At 39.2% G+C, this 20,425-nt stretch carries 22 protein-coding genes and 1 pseudogene; 10 read left to right on the top strand and 13 right to left on the bottom strand.

Features of this window, described 5'->3' with window-relative positions:
* Positions 1–27: 27 nt before the first annotated feature.
* Positions 28–1,548 carry an exopolyphosphatase gene (gene ppx, locus FTT85_RS09625; protein ID WP_180183428.1) on the bottom strand — a complete coding sequence of 507 codons (1,521 nt, stop codon included), beginning with the start codon at positions 1,546–1,548 and terminating at the stop codon, positions 28–30.
* Between the two features lie 266 nt (positions 1,549–1,814).
* Here ppx and trxA point away from each other — a divergent pair, with 266 nt between their 5' ends.
* The 3 genes from trxA (at position 1,815) to FTT85_RS09640 (ending at position 4,385) form a co-directional block, all read left to right on the top strand.
* Positions 1,815–2,141, top strand: a complete 327-nt coding sequence (trxA, locus tag FTT85_RS09630) for a thioredoxin (RefSeq protein WP_078192629.1) — start codon at positions 1,815–1,817, stop codon at positions 2,139–2,141.
* 323 nt (positions 2,142–2,464) lie between these two features.
* Positions 2,465–3,733: a transcription termination factor Rho gene (gene rho / locus FTT85_RS09635; RefSeq protein WP_067731074.1), complete on the top strand. Its 1,269-nt coding sequence runs from the start codon at positions 2,465–2,467 to the stop codon at positions 3,731–3,733.
* Positions 3,734–4,145: 412 nt separating this feature from the next.
* Complete coding sequence (locus FTT85_RS09640; RefSeq protein ID WP_180183429.1) at positions 4,146–4,385, top strand: hypothetical protein; 240 nt, start codon at positions 4,146–4,148, stop codon at positions 4,383–4,385.
* Positions 4,386–4,697: 312 nt separating this feature from the next.
* On the opposite strand, the gene FTT85_RS09645 is transcribed toward FTT85_RS09640, so the two are convergent.
* The 3 genes from FTT85_RS09645 to pheS all read right to left on the bottom strand — a co-directional run bounded on the left by FTT85_RS09645 (position 4,698) and on the right by pheS (position 8,483).
* The gene (locus tag FTT85_RS09645; protein WP_004649746.1) at positions 4,698–4,994 is read right to left on the bottom strand and encodes an integration host factor subunit alpha; all 297 of its coding nucleotides are present in this window, start codon (positions 4,992–4,994) and stop codon (positions 4,698–4,700) included.
* Positions 4,991–7,372, bottom strand: a complete 2,382-nt coding sequence (gene pheT, locus FTT85_RS09650) for a phenylalanine--tRNA ligase subunit beta (RefSeq protein WP_180183430.1) — start codon at positions 7,370–7,372, stop codon at positions 4,991–4,993. The genes FTT85_RS09645 and pheT overlap by 4 nt, the downstream gene beginning before the upstream one ends.
* 130 nt (positions 7,373–7,502) lie before the next feature.
* Positions 7,503–8,483 (bottom strand): phenylalanine--tRNA ligase subunit alpha, encoded by a 981-nt coding sequence (gene pheS, locus FTT85_RS09655; protein ID WP_078189575.1) that lies wholly within the window; start codon positions 8,481–8,483, stop codon positions 7,503–7,505.
* Between the two features lie 159 nt (positions 8,484–8,642).
* On the opposite strand from pheS, the gene FTT85_RS09660 reads away from it, so the two are divergent.
* Positions 8,643–9,671 (top strand): hypothetical protein, encoded by a 1,029-nt coding sequence (locus FTT85_RS09660; protein WP_180183431.1) that lies wholly within the window; start codon positions 8,643–8,645, stop codon positions 9,669–9,671.
* An 84-nt stretch (positions 9,672–9,755) separates the two neighbouring features.
* Here the strand turns inward: FTT85_RS09660 and FTT85_RS09665 are convergent, their stop codons facing one another.
* The 3 genes and pseudogenes from FTT85_RS09665 to FTT85_RS09675 all read right to left on the bottom strand — a co-directional run bounded on the left by FTT85_RS09665 (position 9,756) and on the right by FTT85_RS09675 (position 11,055).
* Positions 9,756–9,968 carry a hypothetical protein gene (locus tag FTT85_RS09665; RefSeq protein ID WP_111884721.1) on the bottom strand — a complete coding sequence of 71 codons (213 nt, stop codon included), beginning with the start codon at positions 9,966–9,968 and terminating at the stop codon, positions 9,756–9,758.
* 111 nt (positions 9,969–10,079) lie between these two features.
* Positions 10,080–10,631: an adenylate kinase gene (locus tag FTT85_RS09670; protein ID WP_180183432.1), complete on the bottom strand. Its 552-nt coding sequence runs from the start codon at positions 10,629–10,631 to the stop codon at positions 10,080–10,082.
* A 70-nt stretch (positions 10,632–10,701) separates the two neighbouring features.
* A pseudogene (locus FTT85_RS09675) lies at positions 10,702–11,055 on the bottom strand (hypothetical protein).
* 284 nt (positions 11,056–11,339) lie between these two features.
* Between FTT85_RS09675 and FTT85_RS09680 the strand changes: the two are divergent.
* Entirely contained in the window at positions 11,340–12,305 is a 966-nt protein-coding gene (locus FTT85_RS09680) for a hypothetical protein (protein ID WP_180183433.1), read from the top strand.
* Between the two features lie 67 nt (positions 12,306–12,372).
* Here the strand turns inward: FTT85_RS09680 and rplT are convergent, their stop codons facing one another.
* A complete protein-coding gene (rplT, locus tag FTT85_RS09685) occupies positions 12,373–12,732 on the bottom strand; it encodes a 50S ribosomal protein L20 (protein WP_004647525.1) in 360 nt (119 codons plus the stop codon).
* 11 nt (positions 12,733–12,743) lie between these two features.
* Positions 12,744–12,938 (bottom strand): 50S ribosomal protein L35, encoded by a 195-nt coding sequence (gene rpmI, locus FTT85_RS09690; protein WP_065994397.1) that lies wholly within the window; start codon positions 12,936–12,938, stop codon positions 12,744–12,746.
* A 223-nt stretch (positions 12,939–13,161) separates the two neighbouring features.
* On the opposite strand from rpmI, the gene FTT85_RS09695 reads away from it, so the two are divergent.
* From FTT85_RS09695 to FTT85_RS09705, 3 genes are all read left to right on the top strand, one after another.
* Positions 13,162–14,424, top strand: a complete 1,263-nt coding sequence (locus FTT85_RS09695; RefSeq protein ID WP_180183434.1) for an MFS transporter — start codon at positions 13,162–13,164, stop codon at positions 14,422–14,424.
* Between the two features lie 102 nt (positions 14,425–14,526).
* The gene (locus FTT85_RS09700) at positions 14,527–15,267 is read left to right on the top strand and encodes an energy transducer TonB (RefSeq protein ID WP_180183435.1); all 741 of its coding nucleotides are present in this window, start codon (positions 14,527–14,529) and stop codon (positions 15,265–15,267) included.
* 371 nt (positions 15,268–15,638) lie between these two features.
* Complete coding sequence (locus tag FTT85_RS09705) at positions 15,639–16,373, top strand: energy transducer TonB (protein ID WP_180183436.1); 735 nt, start codon at positions 15,639–15,641, stop codon at positions 16,371–16,373.
* Positions 16,374–16,428: 55 nt separating this feature from the next.
* Here the strand turns inward: FTT85_RS09705 and FTT85_RS09710 are convergent, their stop codons facing one another.
* Complete coding sequence (locus FTT85_RS09710; protein ID WP_168378474.1) at positions 16,429–16,857, bottom strand: YqaA family protein; 429 nt, start codon at positions 16,855–16,857, stop codon at positions 16,429–16,431.
* 12 nt (positions 16,858–16,869) lie between these two features.
* Positions 16,870–17,154: a hypothetical protein gene (locus tag FTT85_RS09715; RefSeq protein ID WP_180183437.1), complete on the bottom strand. Its 285-nt coding sequence runs from the start codon at positions 17,152–17,154 to the stop codon at positions 16,870–16,872.
* Positions 17,155–17,335: 181 nt separating this feature from the next.
* On the opposite strand from FTT85_RS09715, the gene FTT85_RS09720 reads away from it, so the two are divergent.
* Positions 17,336–17,749, top strand: coding sequence for an energy transducer TonB (locus FTT85_RS09720; RefSeq protein ID WP_180183438.1), 414 nt, complete (start codon positions 17,336–17,338; stop codon positions 17,747–17,749).
* Between the two features lie 28 nt (positions 17,750–17,777).
* On the opposite strand, the gene FTT85_RS09725 is transcribed toward FTT85_RS09720, so the two are convergent.
* Complete coding sequence (locus FTT85_RS09725) at positions 17,778–18,395, bottom strand: glutathione S-transferase N-terminal domain-containing protein (RefSeq protein WP_180183439.1); 618 nt, start codon at positions 18,393–18,395, stop codon at positions 17,778–17,780.
* 314 nt (positions 18,396–18,709) lie between these two features.
* Here FTT85_RS09725 and FTT85_RS09730 point away from each other — a divergent pair, with 314 nt between their 5' ends.
* Complete coding sequence (locus tag FTT85_RS09730) at positions 18,710–19,171, top strand: Hsp20 family protein (protein WP_168378471.1); 462 nt, start codon at positions 18,710–18,712, stop codon at positions 19,169–19,171.
* A gap of 701 nt (positions 19,172–19,872) precedes the next feature.
* Here the strand turns inward: FTT85_RS09730 and infC are convergent.
* The gene (infC, locus tag FTT85_RS09735) at positions 19,873–20,421 is read right to left on the bottom strand and encodes a translation initiation factor IF-3 (RefSeq protein ID WP_078192643.1); all 549 of its coding nucleotides are present in this window, start codon (positions 20,419–20,421) and stop codon (positions 19,873–19,875) included.
* Positions 20,422–20,425 lie beyond the last annotated feature (4 nt).

Consider the following 20,425-nt stretch of genomic DNA (forward strand, 5'->3'; position numbering starts at 1 on the left):
ATCATTATCCCTAACTTAACTGGTCTGTTAATTGATAAATTGTTCCGACTGGATATTCAGTTCAATATCCCAATGCTTAAATTGCACCTGCTCATCATGCAAGTCTGCAACCAACAAAGGCCACTGTTTGGCATCACCAGAAACACTAAGTTGCCATTGTTGCGCATTGTCCACGCTTAATTCAATGGCAGGAAGCATCTCATCGCTGCGACTATGATTTAATAAAACTGCTAAACGAAGCAATAGACATAAGTAAACAAGTTTGTTACCACCGACTTTCATCACATCAATGCGCGCGTCACTACGTAACTTACGACGATGATGCGCCACTAAATGCGACAAATGGTTTTGATCAATTTGTGAGAAACCCGGAATATCCGAATGTTGCAGTAAATAAGCACCATGACGATGGTAACCACTATGACTGATCGCTAAGCCAATTTCATGCAAATACGCTGCACGACGCAGTAAATCACTGTCATCACTGGTCAAATTCAGTGCGGTCGCCACACCATTAAACAGTTGTTGAGCGGTATTTACCACACGTTCAGCTTGTTTCATATCTGCGTTGTAGCGACCCATCAACGCATGTACAGAACGGTCACGAACATCTTCATGTTGGAAACGTCCCAATAGGTCGTACATCACGCCTTCACGTAACGCGCCATCAGAATAAACCAATTTATCGATATTCAGCACATCAAAGACTGCATACAAAATGGCAATGCCGGCTGGCAAAACTGCTCGACGGTCTTCTTTTAGACCATCAAATTCCATTTCATTGACATGCTTATATTTAAGCAATTTATCTTTGAGTTTAAATAAACCGTCACGTGTCAGTTCTTCCTGATCGTTGCTCCAGCCCATATTGACACAAATCTGACGACATGCTTTGATCGTGCCACTTGAACCGACAACAGTATCCCAGCCCGCAGCTTTATAAGTGTTGGCAATGCCTGCGATTTCTTTGCGAGCAGCATTTACCGCTTTATCAAAATTTTTCAGGTTAATTTCACCATCAGCAAAAAACGCTTTGGTAAAAGCGACACAGCCCATTTGCACAGATTCTGTATGAATCGGTTCAAACTCTTCACCAATAATCAACTCTGTTGAACCCCCACCGATATCAATCACAAGGCGGCGACCACTATTTGCCATAGTATGTGAAACCCCTAAATAAATTAGACGCGCTTCTTCACGACCAGCAATGATTTCAATTGGTTTTGGTAAAATTTCAGCGGCTTTTTGAATAAATTCATGACCATTTTTTGCTTGACGCAAGGCATTAGTCGCCACAATACGTAAACGGTTAGCTTGTACAGGATTTAAACGCCCCACAAAACGTGCTAGGCAGGCTAAGCCTCGTTGCTGTGCGGCTTCAGTCAAATTTTTATTTTCGTCTAGACCTGCGGCAAGCTGTACTTTTTCTGACATTGATGCAACTTTTTTCACTTCACCATGGTCTACGCGTGCGATAGCCAAGTGGAAGCTGTTCGATCCCATATCGATAGCAGCAAGTAATTCTTCATCAATCAAAAAATCAGACATTATTCAAAAAAACCTGTTCAGAATTGTGCTTAGATTAATTCACATACATGCAATTTAAAAGCCATTTATGAGTAGTTCGGGCTGAACTTATCGATTTTTTATCTGAAGCAATGATAGTCATACACGATCATCGGCATCGTGATCATCCATTAGACAAACTCGCCATTCAGGTCGAAAATTTACATAACCCCCTACATTGTTATAGTTGGCTATGTAATACTTATAAACATAGAGTCAACTTAAAAATTAATTCCGGAGCAAAATCCATGTCTGGCAATATCGTAAATACAACTGATGAAAACTTCCAAGCCGATGTACTAGAGTCTGATACTCCTGTACTTGTAGATTTCTGGGCAGGTTGGTGTGCTCCTTGTAAAGCCATTGCACCTGTACTTGAAGTACTTTCAACTGAGTTTGAAGGCAAAGTTAAAATCGTTAAAGTAGACGTAACTTCTTGCGAACAAACAGCTGTAAACTACAACATCCGTAACATTCCTGCATTATTAATGTTTAAAAACGGCGAAGTTGTAGCAACCCAAGTCGGTGCAGCACCAAAATCTAAATTGACAGCTTTCATCGAAGAAAACATCTAATATTTTTTCGATAAAAACACTCGAAAATACGCTGTTTTACACAGCGTATTTTTTTGGTTGATAAATTGACAAATGCTGTGTTCTCTCTTATATTGTTTACTCAAGAAATTAAGGATCTCAAATCCTGTCATTTTCTTACAACACAACACATAAAATGCCGCTCGGCAACAGAATTGTTTTTCACATCTCTCTTCATATAACGAATCAGATCTCTGAATTGTTTTGTGCAAACCAATTGCTATCGTTTCTTGCATGATCGCGGCACATTTGTTGCTCCCTTTTCCAACCTGTACCTCAGAATTTTAGATTCTATCTGACCACCTATGAACTTAACCGAACTCAAGAAAAAACCGATTGGCGAACTCATCAAGATTGCCGAGTTTATGGGCCTCGAAGGAATGGCTCGTAACCGTAAGCAAGATATTATTTTTGCCATCTTAAAGCGCCACGCAATGAACGGCGAAGAGATTTTTGGTGATGGCGTTCTAGAAATTCTGTCGGACGGCTTTGGTTTCTTACGCTCTGCAGCGGGTTCTTACCTAGCCGGCCCTGACGATATCTATGTGAGCCCATCACAAATCCGTCGCTTCAACCTTCGTACTGGTGACACTATTACAGGTACGATTCGTCCACCTAAAGAAGGCGAACGTTACTTTGCATTATTAAAAGTTAATCAAATTAACTACGACACACCAGAAAACTCACGTAATAAGATTCTTTTCGAAAACTTAACACCTTTATTTCCAACCGAACAATTGGTAATGGAATTAGGTAATGGTACAACAGAAGACTTAACTGCGCGTGTGGTTGACTTGGTTGCTCCGATTGGTAAAGGTCAACGTTCAATTATCGTTGCACCGCCAAAAGCGGGTAAAACCATGTTGTTACAAAACATCGCACAGTCGATTGTTCGTAACAATCCTGAATGTTTCTTGATTGTCCTTCTGATTGACGAACGTCCTGAAGAAGTAACAGAAATGGAACGTACTGTTCGTGGTGAAGTAGTTGCTTCAACATTCGATGAATCACCAGCTCGTCACGTACAAGTTGCAGAGATGGTGATTGAAAAAGCTAAACGTCTTGTTGAACACAAAAAAGATGTAGTGATTTTGCTTGACTCAATTACTCGTTTAGCACGTGCTTACAACACTGTAATCCCTTCATCTGGTAAAGTTCTTACTGGTGGTGTGGATGCCCATGCTTTAGAACGTCCAAAACGTTTCTTCGGTGCGGCACGTAATATTGAAGAAGGTGGTTCACTAACAATTATCTCAACTGCGTTGATTGAAACTGGCAGTAAGATGGATGAAGTGATCTACGAAGAATTCAAAGGTACAGGTAACCAAGAAATTACCCTAGACCGTCGTATTGCTGAAAAACGTGTGTTCCCTGCGATGAACATCAAAAAATCAGGTACACGTCGTGAAGAGCGCCTAATGTCTGAAGATAACCTACGTAAAGTTTGGATTTTACGTAAATTGCTTCATACACAAGACGAACTTGCAGCGATGGAATTCTTGCTTGATCGTATGAAAGAAACCAAAACCAATGATGATTTCTTTGATCAAATGAAACGTAAAGCATCCAACTAAGTTGAATGTTTGACTGAAAAGGCCATCTATAACGATGGCCTTTTTATTTGGTTGACTTTGGTTACACAAAGAAACATTTGATGGATTTCCATGTAAACTTATTTTCAAGTTGATGATTATAAAAAATATATTATAAAAAACCCTATTCTTTTTAGTAGTTTATTTGCTATTTCGCCAATATAAAACTTTCTCTTAATTGTTATTTTCTGTTAAAAAATGGCCGTTTTTCACCTATTTTTCACGGTTTTTTCAAAGTCACTAGTAGCATTTCAAAATACTCAGTGATAGCATACACGCAGACCAGTTAGACTGCTCTATGCATTTTTAATACCTATTCAAATTAGGCATAATAAAAGCACACAACAGACTAACGCAGGTTATTTTTTAATCTCATATTTTAGAGAGTGATGCCATGTTATTCAAAAAAATCGCTATTGCTGCTGCAGTTGCTACTACTTTAGCTTTCGTTGGTTGTGCTAAAAAAACTGAAGAAGCTGCTCCTGCTGCTGCATCTGAAGCTGCTGCTTCTGAAGTAGTTGCTGCGTCTGACGCTGCTGCTGTTGAAGCTGCTGCTTCTGAAGCTTCTGCTGCTGCTTCTGAAGCTACTGCTGCTGCTTCTGAAGCTACTGCTGCTGCTTCTGAAGCTCAATAATCTAACCGATTATTCAGCACAAAAAGAGAGCCCTTTGGCTCTCTTTTTTATTGCCTGAAACTTTAAAGCCTAGTTCATAAAAATAGCTTAAATTCAAAATACTAAACCCATGCTTATTGAAAAATAAAAACTGACGATTTTGCTAAAAGAAAGCCATAATCAATCTCTACGACAACTCAACTCAACTCAACTCAACTCAACTCAACTCAACTCAAATATATCATCTCACTTTAAAACGAATATTCTTCAACATGACTTGTGCGATAGATGATGAACACTGCACCTCCTAAATCAAAGGCAAAAAAAAGCAGATCAATCGATCTGCTCATTTCCAACACGTTGACGGAATTTTTGTCCCGCACGGAAGGTCACTACACGACGGGCAGAAATCGGAATTTCTTCACCCGTTTTCGGGTTACGGCCTGGGCGTTGACGTTTATCACGCAACTCGAAGTTACCGAAACCAGAGAGTTTAACTTGTTCCCCAGAGATTAGCGCTTGGCTAATCTCATCGAAGAATAACTCGACCATTTGTTTTGCTTCACGACGGTTTAAACTCGTGAGCTCACTTAAATGATCAGCCATTTCTGCTTTTGTTAATGCTGTCATGAAGCCCTCAATGTCGCCTGGTAAGTGTTTTCCAACACCTGAAGTATGTTATCCATACCGGTTTTGATTTCAGCATCTTCTAATGTACGTGTTGGATGTTGCCATTGAATTGCAAATGCCAATGAGCGCTTGCCTTCTTCGACACCTTGACCAGTGTACACATCGAATAACCAAACTGCGTCTAAAAGCTCACCGCCGGTTTTTTCGATAAGTTGCTGAATTTCACTAACATTAATCTTATCACTAATTAAAAGCGCAATATCACGTCGAACCGACGGAAAACGTGATAATTCTGTAAAATTAGATACATAAGTTTGCAAAACAGCCGATTGATCTAATTCAGCAACCCAAGTAGTCGCCAAATCCAACTCATCTTCTAAAGATGGGTGTAAACGACCAAAGTAACCAATTGATTGACCATTGACTAAGATTTCAGCAGATTGACCCGGATGTAACCACGTACGCTCTGAACGTACATATTCAACATTTAAACGTGCAGAATTTAAAATCTCCTCTACATCGCCTTTAAAGTCAAAGAAATCCATAGGCTGTGCTTTACCATGCCAAGATTCAGTCGTACGTGAACCTGTTGCAACCAGTGCAAATGTTGGGATCTGTTTAAGATCATGAATGCTGTTCGCACCTTGATAATCAAAACGTAGACCAAGCTCATAGAAACGAACACGATTTTGCTGACGGTTCACGTTGTATTGCACACATGGGATCAAACTTGATAATAAGGTTGAACGCATCACTGCAAGATCGCTAGAAATCGGGTTTGCAAGCGCTAGTGGTTGAACCTGTGGATTCAATTGTTTCTCTAGTTTCGCATCTGCAAAGCTAAAGCTAATTGCTTCTTGATAACCCAAAGCCACTGCAGTTTGACGTAACTGAACCAATTCAAATTGGTCTTGGTATTTCGCCAGTTTGACATCAATCACCGGCAAGCTAATTTGAATATTGTCGTAACCGTGAATACGTGCCACTTCTTCGATGAGGTCTTGATAAATCGCCATGTCAAAACGGTGTGATGGCGGTACAACTGTCCACTCACCTTCTGCTTTCACAGTGACATTGCAACCCAAACGCGTTAAAGCATCGGTAATAAATGCAGATTCAACTTTATAACCGAGGAGTTGATCGACTTGCGCTTGGTTCAGTTCAATGGCTTCACGTTTTGGTAATAATTCAACTTTTTCAGCAATAGTAATTGGACCAAACTCACCACCAGCTAAATCAGCGATAAGCTGAGAAGCACGGTGCATTGCCGTCATCGGCAATTCAAAGTCTACACCGCGTTCATAACGCTGAGATGCATCAGTATGCAAACCAAAACTACGTGCACGACCTGCGATATAGAGTTGATCAAAGAACGCCGACTCAAGGAAAATTTCAGTGGTATCGTCAGAAACGGCTGAACTTAGACCGCCCATGATCCCTGCAATCGCCAAAGCTTTTTGATCATCCGCAATCACCATCACGTTTTCAGATAATTTAACTTCTTGTTCATTCAACAACGTTAACTTTTCTGCTGCTGTTGCTTGGCGTACACGAACTGCCCCTTCAACTTTACCGCCATCGAATGCATGTAAAGGTTGACCCAATTCCATTAAAACGTAGTTGGTAATATCGACCAAAATACTGTGCTGACGAATGCCTGCACGAGCTAATGCACGCTCCATCCACTCAGGAGTTGGTGCTTTGGTATTGACGTTTTTGATCACTCGACCTAAGTAACGTGGGCAACCATCAGTTTCAACAACAACTTTCTTCTCATCAGTAATTGTTGCAGCAACTTCTTTAATTTCAGGGGCAGTCACAGGGAGTTGATTAATCACACCAATTTCACGTGCAATACCACGAATACTGAAGCAGTCACCACGGTTTGGCGTGATGCTAATATCAATCACATGGTCATCAAGACTTAAATATTCACGGATATTGGTGCCCACAGGTGCATCCGCAGGAAGCTCTAATAGACCGTCGATTTTATCTTCAAGATCAATTTCAGACGCACCGCACAGCATGCCTTGTGATTCAACACCACGAAGCTTGCCTTTTTTAATTTTGAAATCGCCCGGAAGTACTGCACCAATGGTTGCTACAGGAGCTTTCATGCCTACACGTACGTTTGGAGCTCCACAAACGATTTGTAACGGCTCGCCTGAACCGATGTTTACAGTAGTGACACGTAAACGGTCAGCATCGGGATGTTGAACCACTGTTAAAACTTCACCGACTACTACACCAGTAAATGGTTTTGCAGCAGGAGATAAATCATCAACTTCTAAACCTAACATGGTCAGTTGGTCAGAAAGTGTATCGCTATCAATGGCTGGGTTAACCCATGTACGCAACCAATTTTCGCTAATTTTCATTGTATAAAAACCTATTAATTCTAAATTTCTAATCCCCTCTAGCGCCCCTTTAAAGAAAGAGGACGAACCCTAAGTCATGATGGACACCCCCTCTCCTTTTAGGAGAGGTTAGGGAGAGGTATAAAACTGTTTAAGCAAATTGGCGTAAGAAACGCACATCATTTTGGTAGAACATACGCAGGTCATTAATGCCGTAACGCAACATGGCAAAACGCTCTACACCTAAACCGAAGGCAAAGCCTTTGTATTTTTCTGGGTCGATGCCAGCGGCTTGTAAAACGTTTGGATGCACCATACCGCAGCCCAAAACTTCCAACCATTTACCACGTTCATCCATGATATCCACTTCCGCACTTGGCTCTGTAAATGGGAAATAAGATGGACGGAAACGTACTTTCAAATCTTTTTCAAAGAATTCATTTAACAAGTTAACCAACAAACCTTTTAGTTCTGCAAAGCTGGTGTTTTCAGCCACATACAAACCTTCGATTTGATGGAACATTGGCGAATGCGTTTGGTCCGAGTCACAGCGATAAACACGACCAGGACACACAATACGGATTGGTGGCTGGCTAGTTTCCATGGTACGAATTTGCACGCCTGAGGTATGCGTACGAAGTAAATGATTCGCATCAAAATAGAACGTGTCATGCATTGCACGTGCAGGGTGATGCCCCGGAATGTTCAATGCTTCAAAGTTGTGATAATCATCTTCAACTTCTGGACCGGTCGCAACAGTAAAGCCAGCTTTGGTAAAGAATTGGCAAATACGCTCTTGAACTTGGGTCACAGGGTGAATACTACCCACTGTTTGACCACGGCCGGGTAAAGTAATATCAATCGTTTCGCTAGCAAGCTTTTGTTCTAATGCAGCTTTTTGTAATTCAGCTTGACGAGCAGTCAGTGCGCCAGTAATCGATTCACGAACGGCATGAATTTGAGCACCAAAAACTTTACGTTCTTCTGGGTCCATTTTACCGAGCGACTTCGATTGTTCCGCGAGCTGGCTTTTCTTCCCTGTAAATTGCACTCGCACTTGGTCGAGTGTAGCAAGGTCCTCTGCTGCTGCAATCGCAGCGAGCGCTTCAGTGGTCAGGGCTTCCAGTGACATAGTAACTCTCAAAGCAACAATTTAAAAAAATAATATAACCCCCTTATTCTAACAGTTTTTAGCCGTTATGATGAAGCGCATTCACAAGTTAAAATTGCATTAGCATCAAGTTTTAAAAAAAGTATAAGATAAACACAATATCAATGGGATCCAATCTTTATGGCACTCGATCCAATCTGGAAACAACAGCTCACACTCGTCACTTATGGCAATGAATTTCTCAACCAAGGTTTGAGTTTTCAACGTTGGTTGAATCACCACATTTTTGATCAGCACAGTTTCCATTTTCGTGATTTGCTATCACAGCATTTATTAGCTCAACATTTCCAAATTTGGCTAGAAGGCTTAAAAAAACAAGGGGTACAACGCTTAAGTTTACATAGCTCTAGCTTGCTAAATGATGAACAAAATCCGAATGCTAACGTTGAACTTCTTCCCTTTGCCCATTTCATTGTGAGCCACGAACAAAATAAAAAGCAGGCGTGGATTTTTGGTAAAGAACTTGCCGAGTGGTATAACGCAGAAAATGACTATGAAGCACCGGCATCCCAACAACTGCAAATTCGTCGCGAAACCTTTTGGCGCTATGAGCTGAACCATAAACTCATTAAACGCATCGAAACAGATATGCAGTCACCCAAATGGGATGATATTCATAACTTCACTGAAGCAGAATTATTTTTACAAAAACCTGCGGAAGGTTATATTGAACCGGAGGTGTTAGGCACACCTTATTATGGTACGCAGCCTGATCAAAGCAGCGAATCGAATGAATCCGCAAAACTTGCACTCTTGCCAACGGATGCACAAGCGGATTTTGCACATGACAGCTTGTATCGCCTAGAAGCATTAAACCGCCACATTCAATCTAAAATTCAGCATCCCTATCATGCAGATGGCAGCATCTATACACCTGAAGAACAGTTAAATTTGCACCATTTTGCTCAAAAAACTGAAGATTTAACGGCTAAATTTATTGTGAAAGTCGCTAATCACTATAAAACTGCACGTTTAACTCCCTTGGTCGAAAGCTCTCCTCTGGATGGATTTAAAACTGAGCAAAGAAAATCAAATCCTCAGCATGCACACACGCCAAATCCAACCCATAAACCCGGTGCAGGTGGAGTGATTACCTTAATTATTATTACGGTAGTGATTTGCTTATTGGCTTATTACTTCGGACTTTAACTGTATAAATGTGATCAACACTAAAAAGCCCTTCTCATGGAAGGGCTTTTTTATGAACATGCTTATGTATGAAAGACCTCAAAATTATGAGGTCGTTAAATAATTAAACGGACGAATTTCTAATCGAACGCGATGCTGATCGGCATGTTGATTAATATAATGACTGACAGAGACTACTTCCCCCTCAAGCTCTGCGTCTGCACCATACATGATTTTGACTGCCTCACCTTTGCGGGGAATCATTTCGAGCTCTACAGTAATGCTACCTTGACCCATACCAACTATTTCAGCCAACATTTTATTTTCCTTTTGTTCTTTTCTATCCATACATTAGGCATGTCGCAAAGCGCGGTATAAAGATTATTTCTGTAACTTAACTGCACTTTTTTATTGATAAAACATCAAAACTTAAACATCAAAAACATAAGAGTCCAATTGTTCTAAAAATGCATCAACTGCATTTGCAGACTTTAAACAAATCCATTGAATATGTTGATATTCAGGTGCATTCATCATCTTTAGATATTTTTCACGATTCGTTTTATGGGTCTTAATCATCCACCAGACAATGGAATCTCGACCAAACATCCGCCACAAACTTTCCTGATTATTTGAATCTGGCCAAAGATCTTGTTTGGACTTAGCCCGAGAAAATGCGCGCTTTACAGAGCGGTATAAATTGACTGGAAACGGAAGGTCTAACCATATCACCGTATCTATTTCAGACCATTTAACAGGAATCGTTCGAGTATAGTTGCCATCAATAACATAACCATTTTTCGCTTTAGCAATTTCAGCTCCGATACGTGCAAAAAAGATTTCGTCAGGACACTCCTGCCAATCATCTAGCCAAAATAGATTATCCAGTTCTATATAATTTAGTCCTAATTTGTCCGCCAAAGCTCTGGAAAAGGTTGATTTTCCAGTGGCCGATGTACCGACTACATTTATTCTTTTCATTGCCATGATGATCTACTTGAGTCTGGTGAATCTACTCCAAGATAACAGCATTGGATCTGTAGGTTAACTTTTATTCTTCATGATAATCCAAAAGATCTGCATCGATATTGATAAAGTCAGGCTTTGGGGTTTGTTCAAATTGAACGGCTAATATTTGCGACTGAGTGGTTATGCATGCTTTTGCGACTCGATGCATCCCATCCATCACTCGACCACTGGCACATAAAATAATGGGATAACTTAAGTCCGCAGCATTTACCAATTGCAGATGTTCAATAATTTGCTGTGTGGTCGGTGCAGATTTTGGAAATTAATATGCTTCATTTAACTCCTAAATGTCATTTACAGGGATTTGCTGAATCTTAAAATTTTGACTGAGTTTTACTAAACGATGTACATCCCAAATATACGTATCATCACCCACTCGGCGGAAGTGATACTATTTGCGCATCAAGCAGTTACCTTTTAAATCAAATTAAAGCTAAGATAGCTTACAATTGAAAAATAAAAAAATGCTTCATTATGATAGATCATTACGAGCAATTTATTCTTGGTTTGCAATATAACGCTCAACGCTTTTTTAACCAGAAAATTTACTATGACGAGATTTTGCACCCATGGTGCGGCCAAGCTTGCGACATTTTCTTGATTCGCGATTTTAAAACCAATGCATTACTACATGACTCAGTTGATCATTTGATTATGTATATGGCTGAAAAGCGGATTAGAACATGCTCACTTTATCCATTTGATCTTCTTTTTGAGCATGCAAAACTTAATCAACATCCTCATTTTGACTTTGTAAAAACCAACTACCCTCTTGCTGTTTTCCACAACAATTTAAATCAAGCCTTTGCACTGGTTCAAATCCAATCTGAAACGAAAATTTTAGATATCAGCCCTATTGGTGATCCCCGGGAGTTTTGGGGTGCAAGTTCCACACAATTTCATGACGCATTCGGACTGTTTACATTAATTGAGCTCAATCAACAACAGCGGAACGAATGCTTTTGCTTTGATAAAAAATCGAGTTGGAGCAGTTTAGTAAATAGCATTCAACTGGATTTATTTGAACATCCGTTTTCTACCCACATTCAGCCTCAATTTAAACTAATCCATAATTTGTATTATTATGGCCTTCTGGATGACTCACTCCCTCTTTTGGAGAATCCTCAAGCTTCACCTCAAGTTGGATTAAGTCTGCTTGAAATGCTCAATTCAATCGAAGCTGCTATCCAAAATTTAAAACATGTAAAAAACGAAAGCTCACCGATCCATTTATTTACAACCGAAGAATATGCACAACTATTGGATTATGAGTACAAACTGTCAGAACACCATGTAGATGTCACGTGCTATACAGCCAATCATTTCAACCGCGAAAATTTAGTCAATGATGAAGAGAAAGCTTTACTCAAACAACTACAGAAAAAATACCCCAAAGTTAATTATTTCAAGTCAACATCTGATCAAGCTCTTTCCGCCACCAACACTTCAACAGATAAAGAGCCTGAAAAACCATGGGTTGTATTTTTTTCTTTAGTTTTAATTTTTGCCGTGCTATTCGCTTTACTTTATGGCTTTTATTTACTTTTTAAACAATTTGAGTTTATAAAATTTGCCGCAATCACAATTGGCATCATTGTGTTTTTAGCCATATGGTCGAAAAAATAAGATGTCTAATCAACTTCGTCCATAAAAAAAGACCGCTAAAAGCGGTCTTTCTTTAAGTCATAAAGACTTATGCAGCTAATGCATCTTTAGCTTTAGAAGCTAAAGCAGCAAACGCAACTGCGTCATGCATAGCGATGTCAGCAAGTACGCGACGATCGATAATCACTTGAGCTTTTTTCAAGCCAGCGATCATACGGCTGTACGACAAACCATTTTGACGAGCACCAGCATTGATACGCGCAATCCATAGAGCACGGAATTGACGTTTCTTTTGACGACGGTCACGGTAAGCATATTGACCTGCTTTGATTACTGCTTGGAACGCTACGCGATATACGCGTGAACGAGCGCCGTAGTAACCTTTAGCACGAGCAAGAATTTTTTTATGACGGCGATGAGCCTGTACACCACGTTTAACACGAGCCATTTATAATCTCCTTAGATGTATGGGCACATACGGCGAACTGAAGCAACGTCACTTACGTGAACCATTACACAGCCGCGTAATTGACGGATACGCTTAGCAGATTTTTTGGTCAAAATGTGTCGTTTGAACGCTTGGTGACGTTTAAAACCGTTTGCAGTTGGCTTGAAGCGTTTAGCTGCACCACGGCGAGTTTTCATCTTAGGCATAAGAACCTCTTTTGAACACCTGTTCGGCACGTCTGCACCATTGCAAAGACGCCCTGCAGGTAAGGGAGCGAGTATTCTAAAGCATCTTTGCTCAAAACAAAAGCGAATCTTTCTACCGAATATCGAACTTAATTAATTTTCTGATATAGATTTTCCGATGATTTTATAAGCGATGCACAATAAGGCTTATATAATATCGGCACGCCAACTATTAATGTCCATTATGAAACCTGCACAGGATGCTTTTGCAGCCCTACGTTATCGGGATTTCTCGATTGTTACGCTTAATCAATTTTGTCTGACCTTAGCCATTTTGATTCAAGAAATTATTGTTGCTTACTCACTGTATCAAATCACTAAAGACCCGCTAACACTGGGCTTAATTGGTTTAGCCGAAGCAATTCCTTTTATTGCTCTCTCTTTGTGGGGAGGATACTTTGCAGATCGTTTCAATAAACAGACCATTATGAAAATTTGTCTGTTTTTTTCTCTACCGATGCCACTGATTCTTTGGGGGTTATTTCACCAATACGGTCTCGGCCAAATTGATGTCACCCAACTGTCTTGGGGAATTTATGTGGTCATTTTTGGGCTTGGAACAATCCGTGGTTTCTATAATCCGTCTGCAACGTCGCTTAAACCTTTTTTAATCCCGCGGGAGCTCTATGCCAATGGTGCAACATGGACAACGATTGGTTGGCAAAGTGGGGTAATTATTGGGCCAATGCTTGGCGGTTTTATGTTGGCATTTTTAGGCCGTGAAACAAGTTTGCTCAGTGTTGCAGCACTACTAACGCTCTGCTTCGTCCTTATTAATCTGCTCAGTAAACGCAGTTTCCCTAAAATTGAATCTGACAATTTAAAAGACAGTTTAAGTGAAGGTTTTCGTTTTATCTGGAAAACCAAAATTGTCCTTTGGGCGATTTCACTCGATTTAGTTTCTGTGCTTTTTGGTGGCGTGATTGCACTCTTACCGATTTTTGCCGAAGATATTTTAAAAGTGGGGCCTGAAGGTTTAGGCTACTTACGGGCAGCACCGTCTATTGGCGCCCTGATCACCATGATTGCATTGACCAAATTCCCTCCAACTCATCATGCATGGCGTAATATGTTATTGGCTGTAGCGGGTTTTGGTGTATTTACCATTTTATTCGCATTTTCAAGCAATCTTTGGTTATCACTCTTTGCACTGGCAATGACTGGGGCATGTGACAGCGTGTCTGTGGTGGTTCGTCAGACCATTTTGCAACTTTATCCACCTGAAAATATGCGGGGTCGTGTTGCTGCGGTGAATGGCATGTTTGTTTCTAGCAGTAATGAACTTGGAGCTTTTGAATCGGGACTTGCAGCAAAATACATGGGCACGATCATGGCGACACTTTTTGGTGGTTGTATGACCATGGCTGTTGTTGCAATCAGCTGGGCAAAAACACATGATTTATTTAAAGTAGATATCACCCAAAGTAATGAAAATTTAAAAAAATAAATTTACCGATCATATTAAGGGCAAATATTCATTTTGCCCTTTTTTTATGGATGATTTACACTCTATTTTTCTCCTTTATTTTAATAATTTAAGATTTATTTTATGAAAATTAAAACATTGATTTTACTGAGCAGTATTTTATGTGGCTATTCCTATGCTGATACTAACCTAAACACCATGCCCAAAGAAGTTAAATTAAAATCTAGTGATGTTAGTTGGCTTAGAACACCAAGAATTGACTTTAATGCAAATGATCTAAAAGGTAAGTCTCGTGAATTTCTTGTACGTTTATATGTAAATGAGACTGGTAAAGTGACTCAAGTCGAAACTCTCAAAAGTACAGGCTTAGATGCTTTGGATCGAAAAATCAGCGTATCCTTAAGATATGCAAGATTTAAGCCTTATATAGAGCATGGTCAAGCCACTTCATTTGTTGCTGACCTACCTATTAAACTAGAAACTATTGAAGAAAATACTGATTCCCCAAGTCGTATTTCACCTCGATGCAAAATAGAACTTCATTCAAATGTTTATGAAGCTCAAGACAAAGGCGCAAAAACCGCATTTAAATATCAACGAACTTTACAATCTATCTATTTAGATCGAAGTCTGTTCACTAAAACTAGTCCGTCTATCTCCATAACATTCACAATGAAAAAAAATACAGTAACCACTCCAGACATTACACTGATAGAAAGTTCTGGTAATCAATATATCGATGAACAAATCAAACAAATCATTTCCCATACAGCAGTTCAATCTAAAAAATCATGGTTTCCATTTTTTAAAATGACAGTTACAGATCAAATTCGTCTCGATAGCAGTGATTGTGAAAATAATTAAATCATTAAAATTAGCCTATAAAATGTAGCTTGATAAAAATATATCTACCTGCATTTGCTAGAGTGACCATGAATAAAAGTCGCCATTTTTTTCATTTACTATGCCTGCTATAAACCTCATGGGATCGCGAATCATGAGCATCCAGCTCATCGGCAAAGACCCATCTTCCTATGTGGTGGCTGTATGACAATGGCTGTAGTAGCAATCAGTTGGGCGAAAACACGTGATTTATTTGGCGTGGACATTACTCACCAGTCGAAAAAATAAGAGAATATTTTTCATTTACACCTTGCCAGTATTTCCAATACAGGAAATACTGCGCAGCAATATCGACGCATTCATCACTCACTTTGTGATCTTAGAATAGACTTATGAAACAATATCTGTGCTTAACCCTTTTGGCCTGCGCTCCATTTTCTATAGCGTTTAGTGCTTCAACCAAAACCCATCAACTTCCTGCACAGAATATTGAAGTTGCTCCTGCGCATTTAACCACGCGTTTAAATTGGTCGGTTTTTCCAAAACCGGTATATGCCAATGAAGACCTTAAGCAACGTGACCGCGCGGCCATTATTCGTGTTACAGCAAATGCAAAAGGCACCATTACCGATGCAAGTGTTGAAGAAAGTACAGGGGTCGATCAACTCGACCGAATCTTAATTGCTGCTGTCAAAAAAGCTAAAGTCAAACCACATTTAGAAAATGGTGAATCCAAAGCCATTATTGGCTATCAAGCGTTTAATTTGAGAGTTAAAGGCAATACGCCTGAATGTGATTTCAACTTTGATTCAAAAGTTTGGAATGCACAAAGTGCAAATAAGAAAACGCCATTCCAATATGTATCTCAACCAAAATTAGACCTCACTAGTCATGAGTTGAAACAGCACGATCGTAAAGTCAAATTTAACTTTAAAGTGGACAAACACGGACAAGTGAAAAAGGTGAAGATCAAGCAAGGCTCTGGCATTTATGCACTCGATCAGAAAGTCGTTGAAGCACTAAGAAATAGTCAGATCTCGGTTAAACGTACTGCGAGCACCCTTTGGATCTACAAAAAGTCGAACTTTAAAGATGAAATTCAGTTTCAAGTAAATGGCTGTAAATAAGTAATAGATTCAACATTTCAAACAGGGATTGAATGTTTCAATGCCCTGTTTTATCTCAGAAGAAACCTAAAAATATAAGATAAATACAGAGATAACGCCCGGTTTTCGCTACGGTCACCATGAACACAAAGCGCCAGAAGTTTTCTTTCATTAAACCCGCAATTAAAGTAATAGGGTCTCCAATAATCGGCAGCCAACTCAGTAGCAAAGACCAATAACCATATTTGTGATAAATACCCTGTGCCTGCTGCATTTTCAGCTCTGACACGGGAAACCATGTTTTATTTTTATAATGTTCTACTTTTAAACCGAGCCACCAATTCACACAAGAACCGAGAATATTACCAATACTGGCCACCACAATCAGCAGCCATGGATTATGTTGACCATAGCTCAACAAACCGAGCAATACGGCTTCGGACTGTAAAGGAAGTAAGGTCGCAGCCCCAAATGCCGCGAAGAATAAAACTAAAAACGACCACATCGAAACGAATGCTTAGAGACCTAATTTTTTCTTCGACTTCAAATATTCAAAATTTGACCAAAGCACTGCTGCAACAATTACAACGATTCTCGACCATTTATATTGTGAAGAAATCGGTTCAATCACAGCTCGCATCAAGTTTTGATCTTTGGTATGTAAATCTGCAAGAATATTTTGAACATGCACAATTTCAACGACAAATAGCACTAAGCAGCCTGCAATACCAAAAATAATACTCCAATAGATTCTTGGGTTATTTTCAACAATACGGGTAAAATTTAAGAAAAAGTCTTTCATGGCAAAATCGTCCAACTAAGCCGTCAACAACGCGTTCTTTTCGGCAGCGCCGCATTCTAACACAGCGTTAGAATTTTCTTCCGTCCTATCTAAAATCTTAAGGTGAGTCTTTCCGCACTTTACTTTTATACATGAGACTTCTAATCTGCCACGCAAATATTGAATAATTTTAACTCACTTTATGAAAAAAATTCTTTGCTTAAGTTTTATTGTGTTATTACAAATTTTGACCACTTTATATGCACAAAGTCCTTCTGAAGTTGCCAAACAACACGTGATTACACAAGATCAAATGATTTGGCAAAAGCGACCTATCTTTAACTTCAACAATGACGATCTGGGCAATCAAAATCGTGACCTCAGTTTCAAACTATATGTTTTAGCCACCGGCGAAGTTCAAAAAGCTGAATTAATCAAAAGCTCTGGACTTACACACATTGATAAGCGGGTTGAGCAGTCACTTTTACGTGCCAAGTTCAAACCTTATATCGAAAATGGTGTAGCCTCCCCCTTTGTTACCTTACAGCCCTTCTCACTCAAGACCCTGAAAGAAAACCAAAGACCTTGGTGGAAAAAGCTTCTATTTATTTCGTAAAAAAAGAGCATGTTTCCATGCTCTTTTTTTAAACGTGTATTGCTAAGGCTTTTTGTACCGCTGGACGGGCCGTCAGTCGATCGATATAGTCTTTCACGTATGGATAATCTTCCAGCTGAATTTGCTGCCATTCATGACGCAGTGCCCAAGGCAGAATAGCCATATCTGCAATCGAATACTCTCCAGCCACAAATTTTTGACCAATCAACTGATGGTTCAAAACTTTATATAAACGTTTAGATTCATTTACATAACGTTCAGTTGCATACGGAATACGTTCAGGTGCAAAACGACTAAAATGATGATTTTGTCCTAACATGGGCCCAAAACCACCCATTTGCCACATCAACCATTGTTCAACTTCAACGCGCTCAAACTCATCTTCTGGATAAAACGAACCTGTTTTACGTCCAAGATATTGCAGAATCGCACCAGACTCAAAAACTGAAATCGACTCTCCTCGTGGGCCATTCTGATCCACGATTGCAGGGATTTTATTGTTCGGAGAAATTCTCAAAAAGTCTGGCTGAAATTGATCATTTTCCAAGATATTAATCGGAAAAATTTGGTATTCCAAACCCATTTCTTCTAAAGCGATGGTAATTTTATGTCCATTGGGTGTACCCCAATAGTAGAGATCAATCATCTATATTCCTTTTTAATTTTCAGTAAGGCAATCTCATTTTGCTTTATGTATAACATGTTTAATCCAGTGAAAGCTTGTCAGTTTTTCTGAAAAGTAACGTTAAAATGTGAATTATAACTTTGCTTTTAAAATCACTTAAGGTACAAAAATTCAAAAAATATAAATTTTTATAAAAATCCCTTGAAAAAAATCAGCACAGACCGATATTGATACATGTACAAGGATCAAACGATCTTGTTAGTGAACAGTGGATGCCAAGCATCACTGAACATTTCTTATTGTTACAACTTTGCTTATTAAAGAGAGTTCTAATTATGAGTAGTTTAAATCTTAACCCACTTTTCCGTCGTAGCATTGGTTTTGATCGTTTCAACGATTTATTTGATTATGCCATGCAAAGCGACACACCAAATTACCCGCCATACAATATTGAAAAAACGGCTGAAAATAGCTATCGCATTGTGGTGGCAACCGCAGGTTTTACAGAAGATGAACTTTCGCTAAACTTAGAAAATCAAGTGCTAAGCATTTCAGGTAAACCAACTGAAGCGCAAGATACAACTGTGGAATTCCTGCATAAAGGCATTGCTCGTCGTACATTTAAACTGTCTTTACGCTTAGATGAACATATAGAAGTGCAACAAGCCCTATATGAAAATGGTTTATTGACAGTGGACTTACAGCGTATTATTCCTGAAGAAAAACTACCACGCCAAATTCCAATTGGCAAAAAGGCATTGATAGAAAGTCCTGTCCAAGAAAATAGCGCTGAGTAAACTCTCATAAAAAAAGACCCTTCGGGGTCTTTTTTTTGAAAAAAATAGTTAAATTCGTAACATGATAAAAAAGAATTAAAATCATCCCATCTCAAAAATATAGTGTCTCGATTGCAAATTTTATGTTCTGATTTTTTATTCCAAACTAAATACTCCATATAGGTGTTTTTAATGAATCCTTGGTGGGTCTGGCTTACAAGCTGCTCATCTACTCTTTTTAAATTTTGGCGTATCTTGCAAAAAATAATCCTACTCTGTATTACTATCTATTTATATGAAATGTACTTTGTTCTGATTGCTTTTATGACATGGAATATACGACCTAATATTACCAAGATGAAAATCTATTGGAGGGTACTGAAAACCCCTATTTCACGGCCTGTTTTATGTAAATAGATCTCACATAGTTAGCTCAATAAAAAGCTTTGCTCACTTTATACCTACATTAAAACTAAATTAAAGCATTTCAAAACGTCTGAATCGAAACAACGATTGAATATCAATTAAAATATAATCAAATTTATCTTTCTTAAAGAAACTTACTTAATACTCTCAGACATAAGTTCGCATTCATGAATTTTGCTCTATTTTCCAATCAATACGCAGCAAAAATTATTTGTGCCCTTGAACATCATTGAGATTAAAAACCAAAATATAGGCAAAAAAAAGCACTGCAAATGCAGTGCTTTTTTAATGGATACTTACTTTTTCTTTTTAGGACCAAGCAGCATACCCATTTGACGGCCTTCCATTTTTGGTGTTTGTTCAACAACACCATAGTCAACCACGTCAGCTTCAATTTTTTGCAATTGAGCCAAACCTAACTGTTGGTGTGCCATTTCACGACCACGGAAACGAAGCGTGATTTTTACCTTATTGCCTTCTTCAAGGAACTTGATAATGGCACGTAGTTTAACGTTGTAGTCACCAACATCAGTACCAGGGCGTAGCTTGATTTCTTTCACCTGTACTTGATGTTGTTTTTTCTTCGCTTCTTTTTGCTTTTGTTTTAGATCAAACAAATGCTTGTTAAAATCCATGATTTTGCAGACTGGTGGCTCAGCATTAGCAACAATCTCAACAAGGTCAAGATCTACTGCTTCTGCAGCACGCAAAGCGTCAGCAAGAGATACAATCCCTTTTTGCTCGCCATTTTCGTCTACTAGACGGACTTCTTTTGCACGAATTTCATCATTCAAGGCAGGACGGTTTGATTTTCCGCCCTGTTGATTACGGTCAGGCTGTTTAATCGCT

It is taken from the genome of Acinetobacter sp. YH01020, assembly GCF_013420275.1.
Taxonomy (GTDB): domain Bacteria; phylum Pseudomonadota; class Gammaproteobacteria; order Pseudomonadales; family Moraxellaceae; genus Acinetobacter; species Acinetobacter amyesii.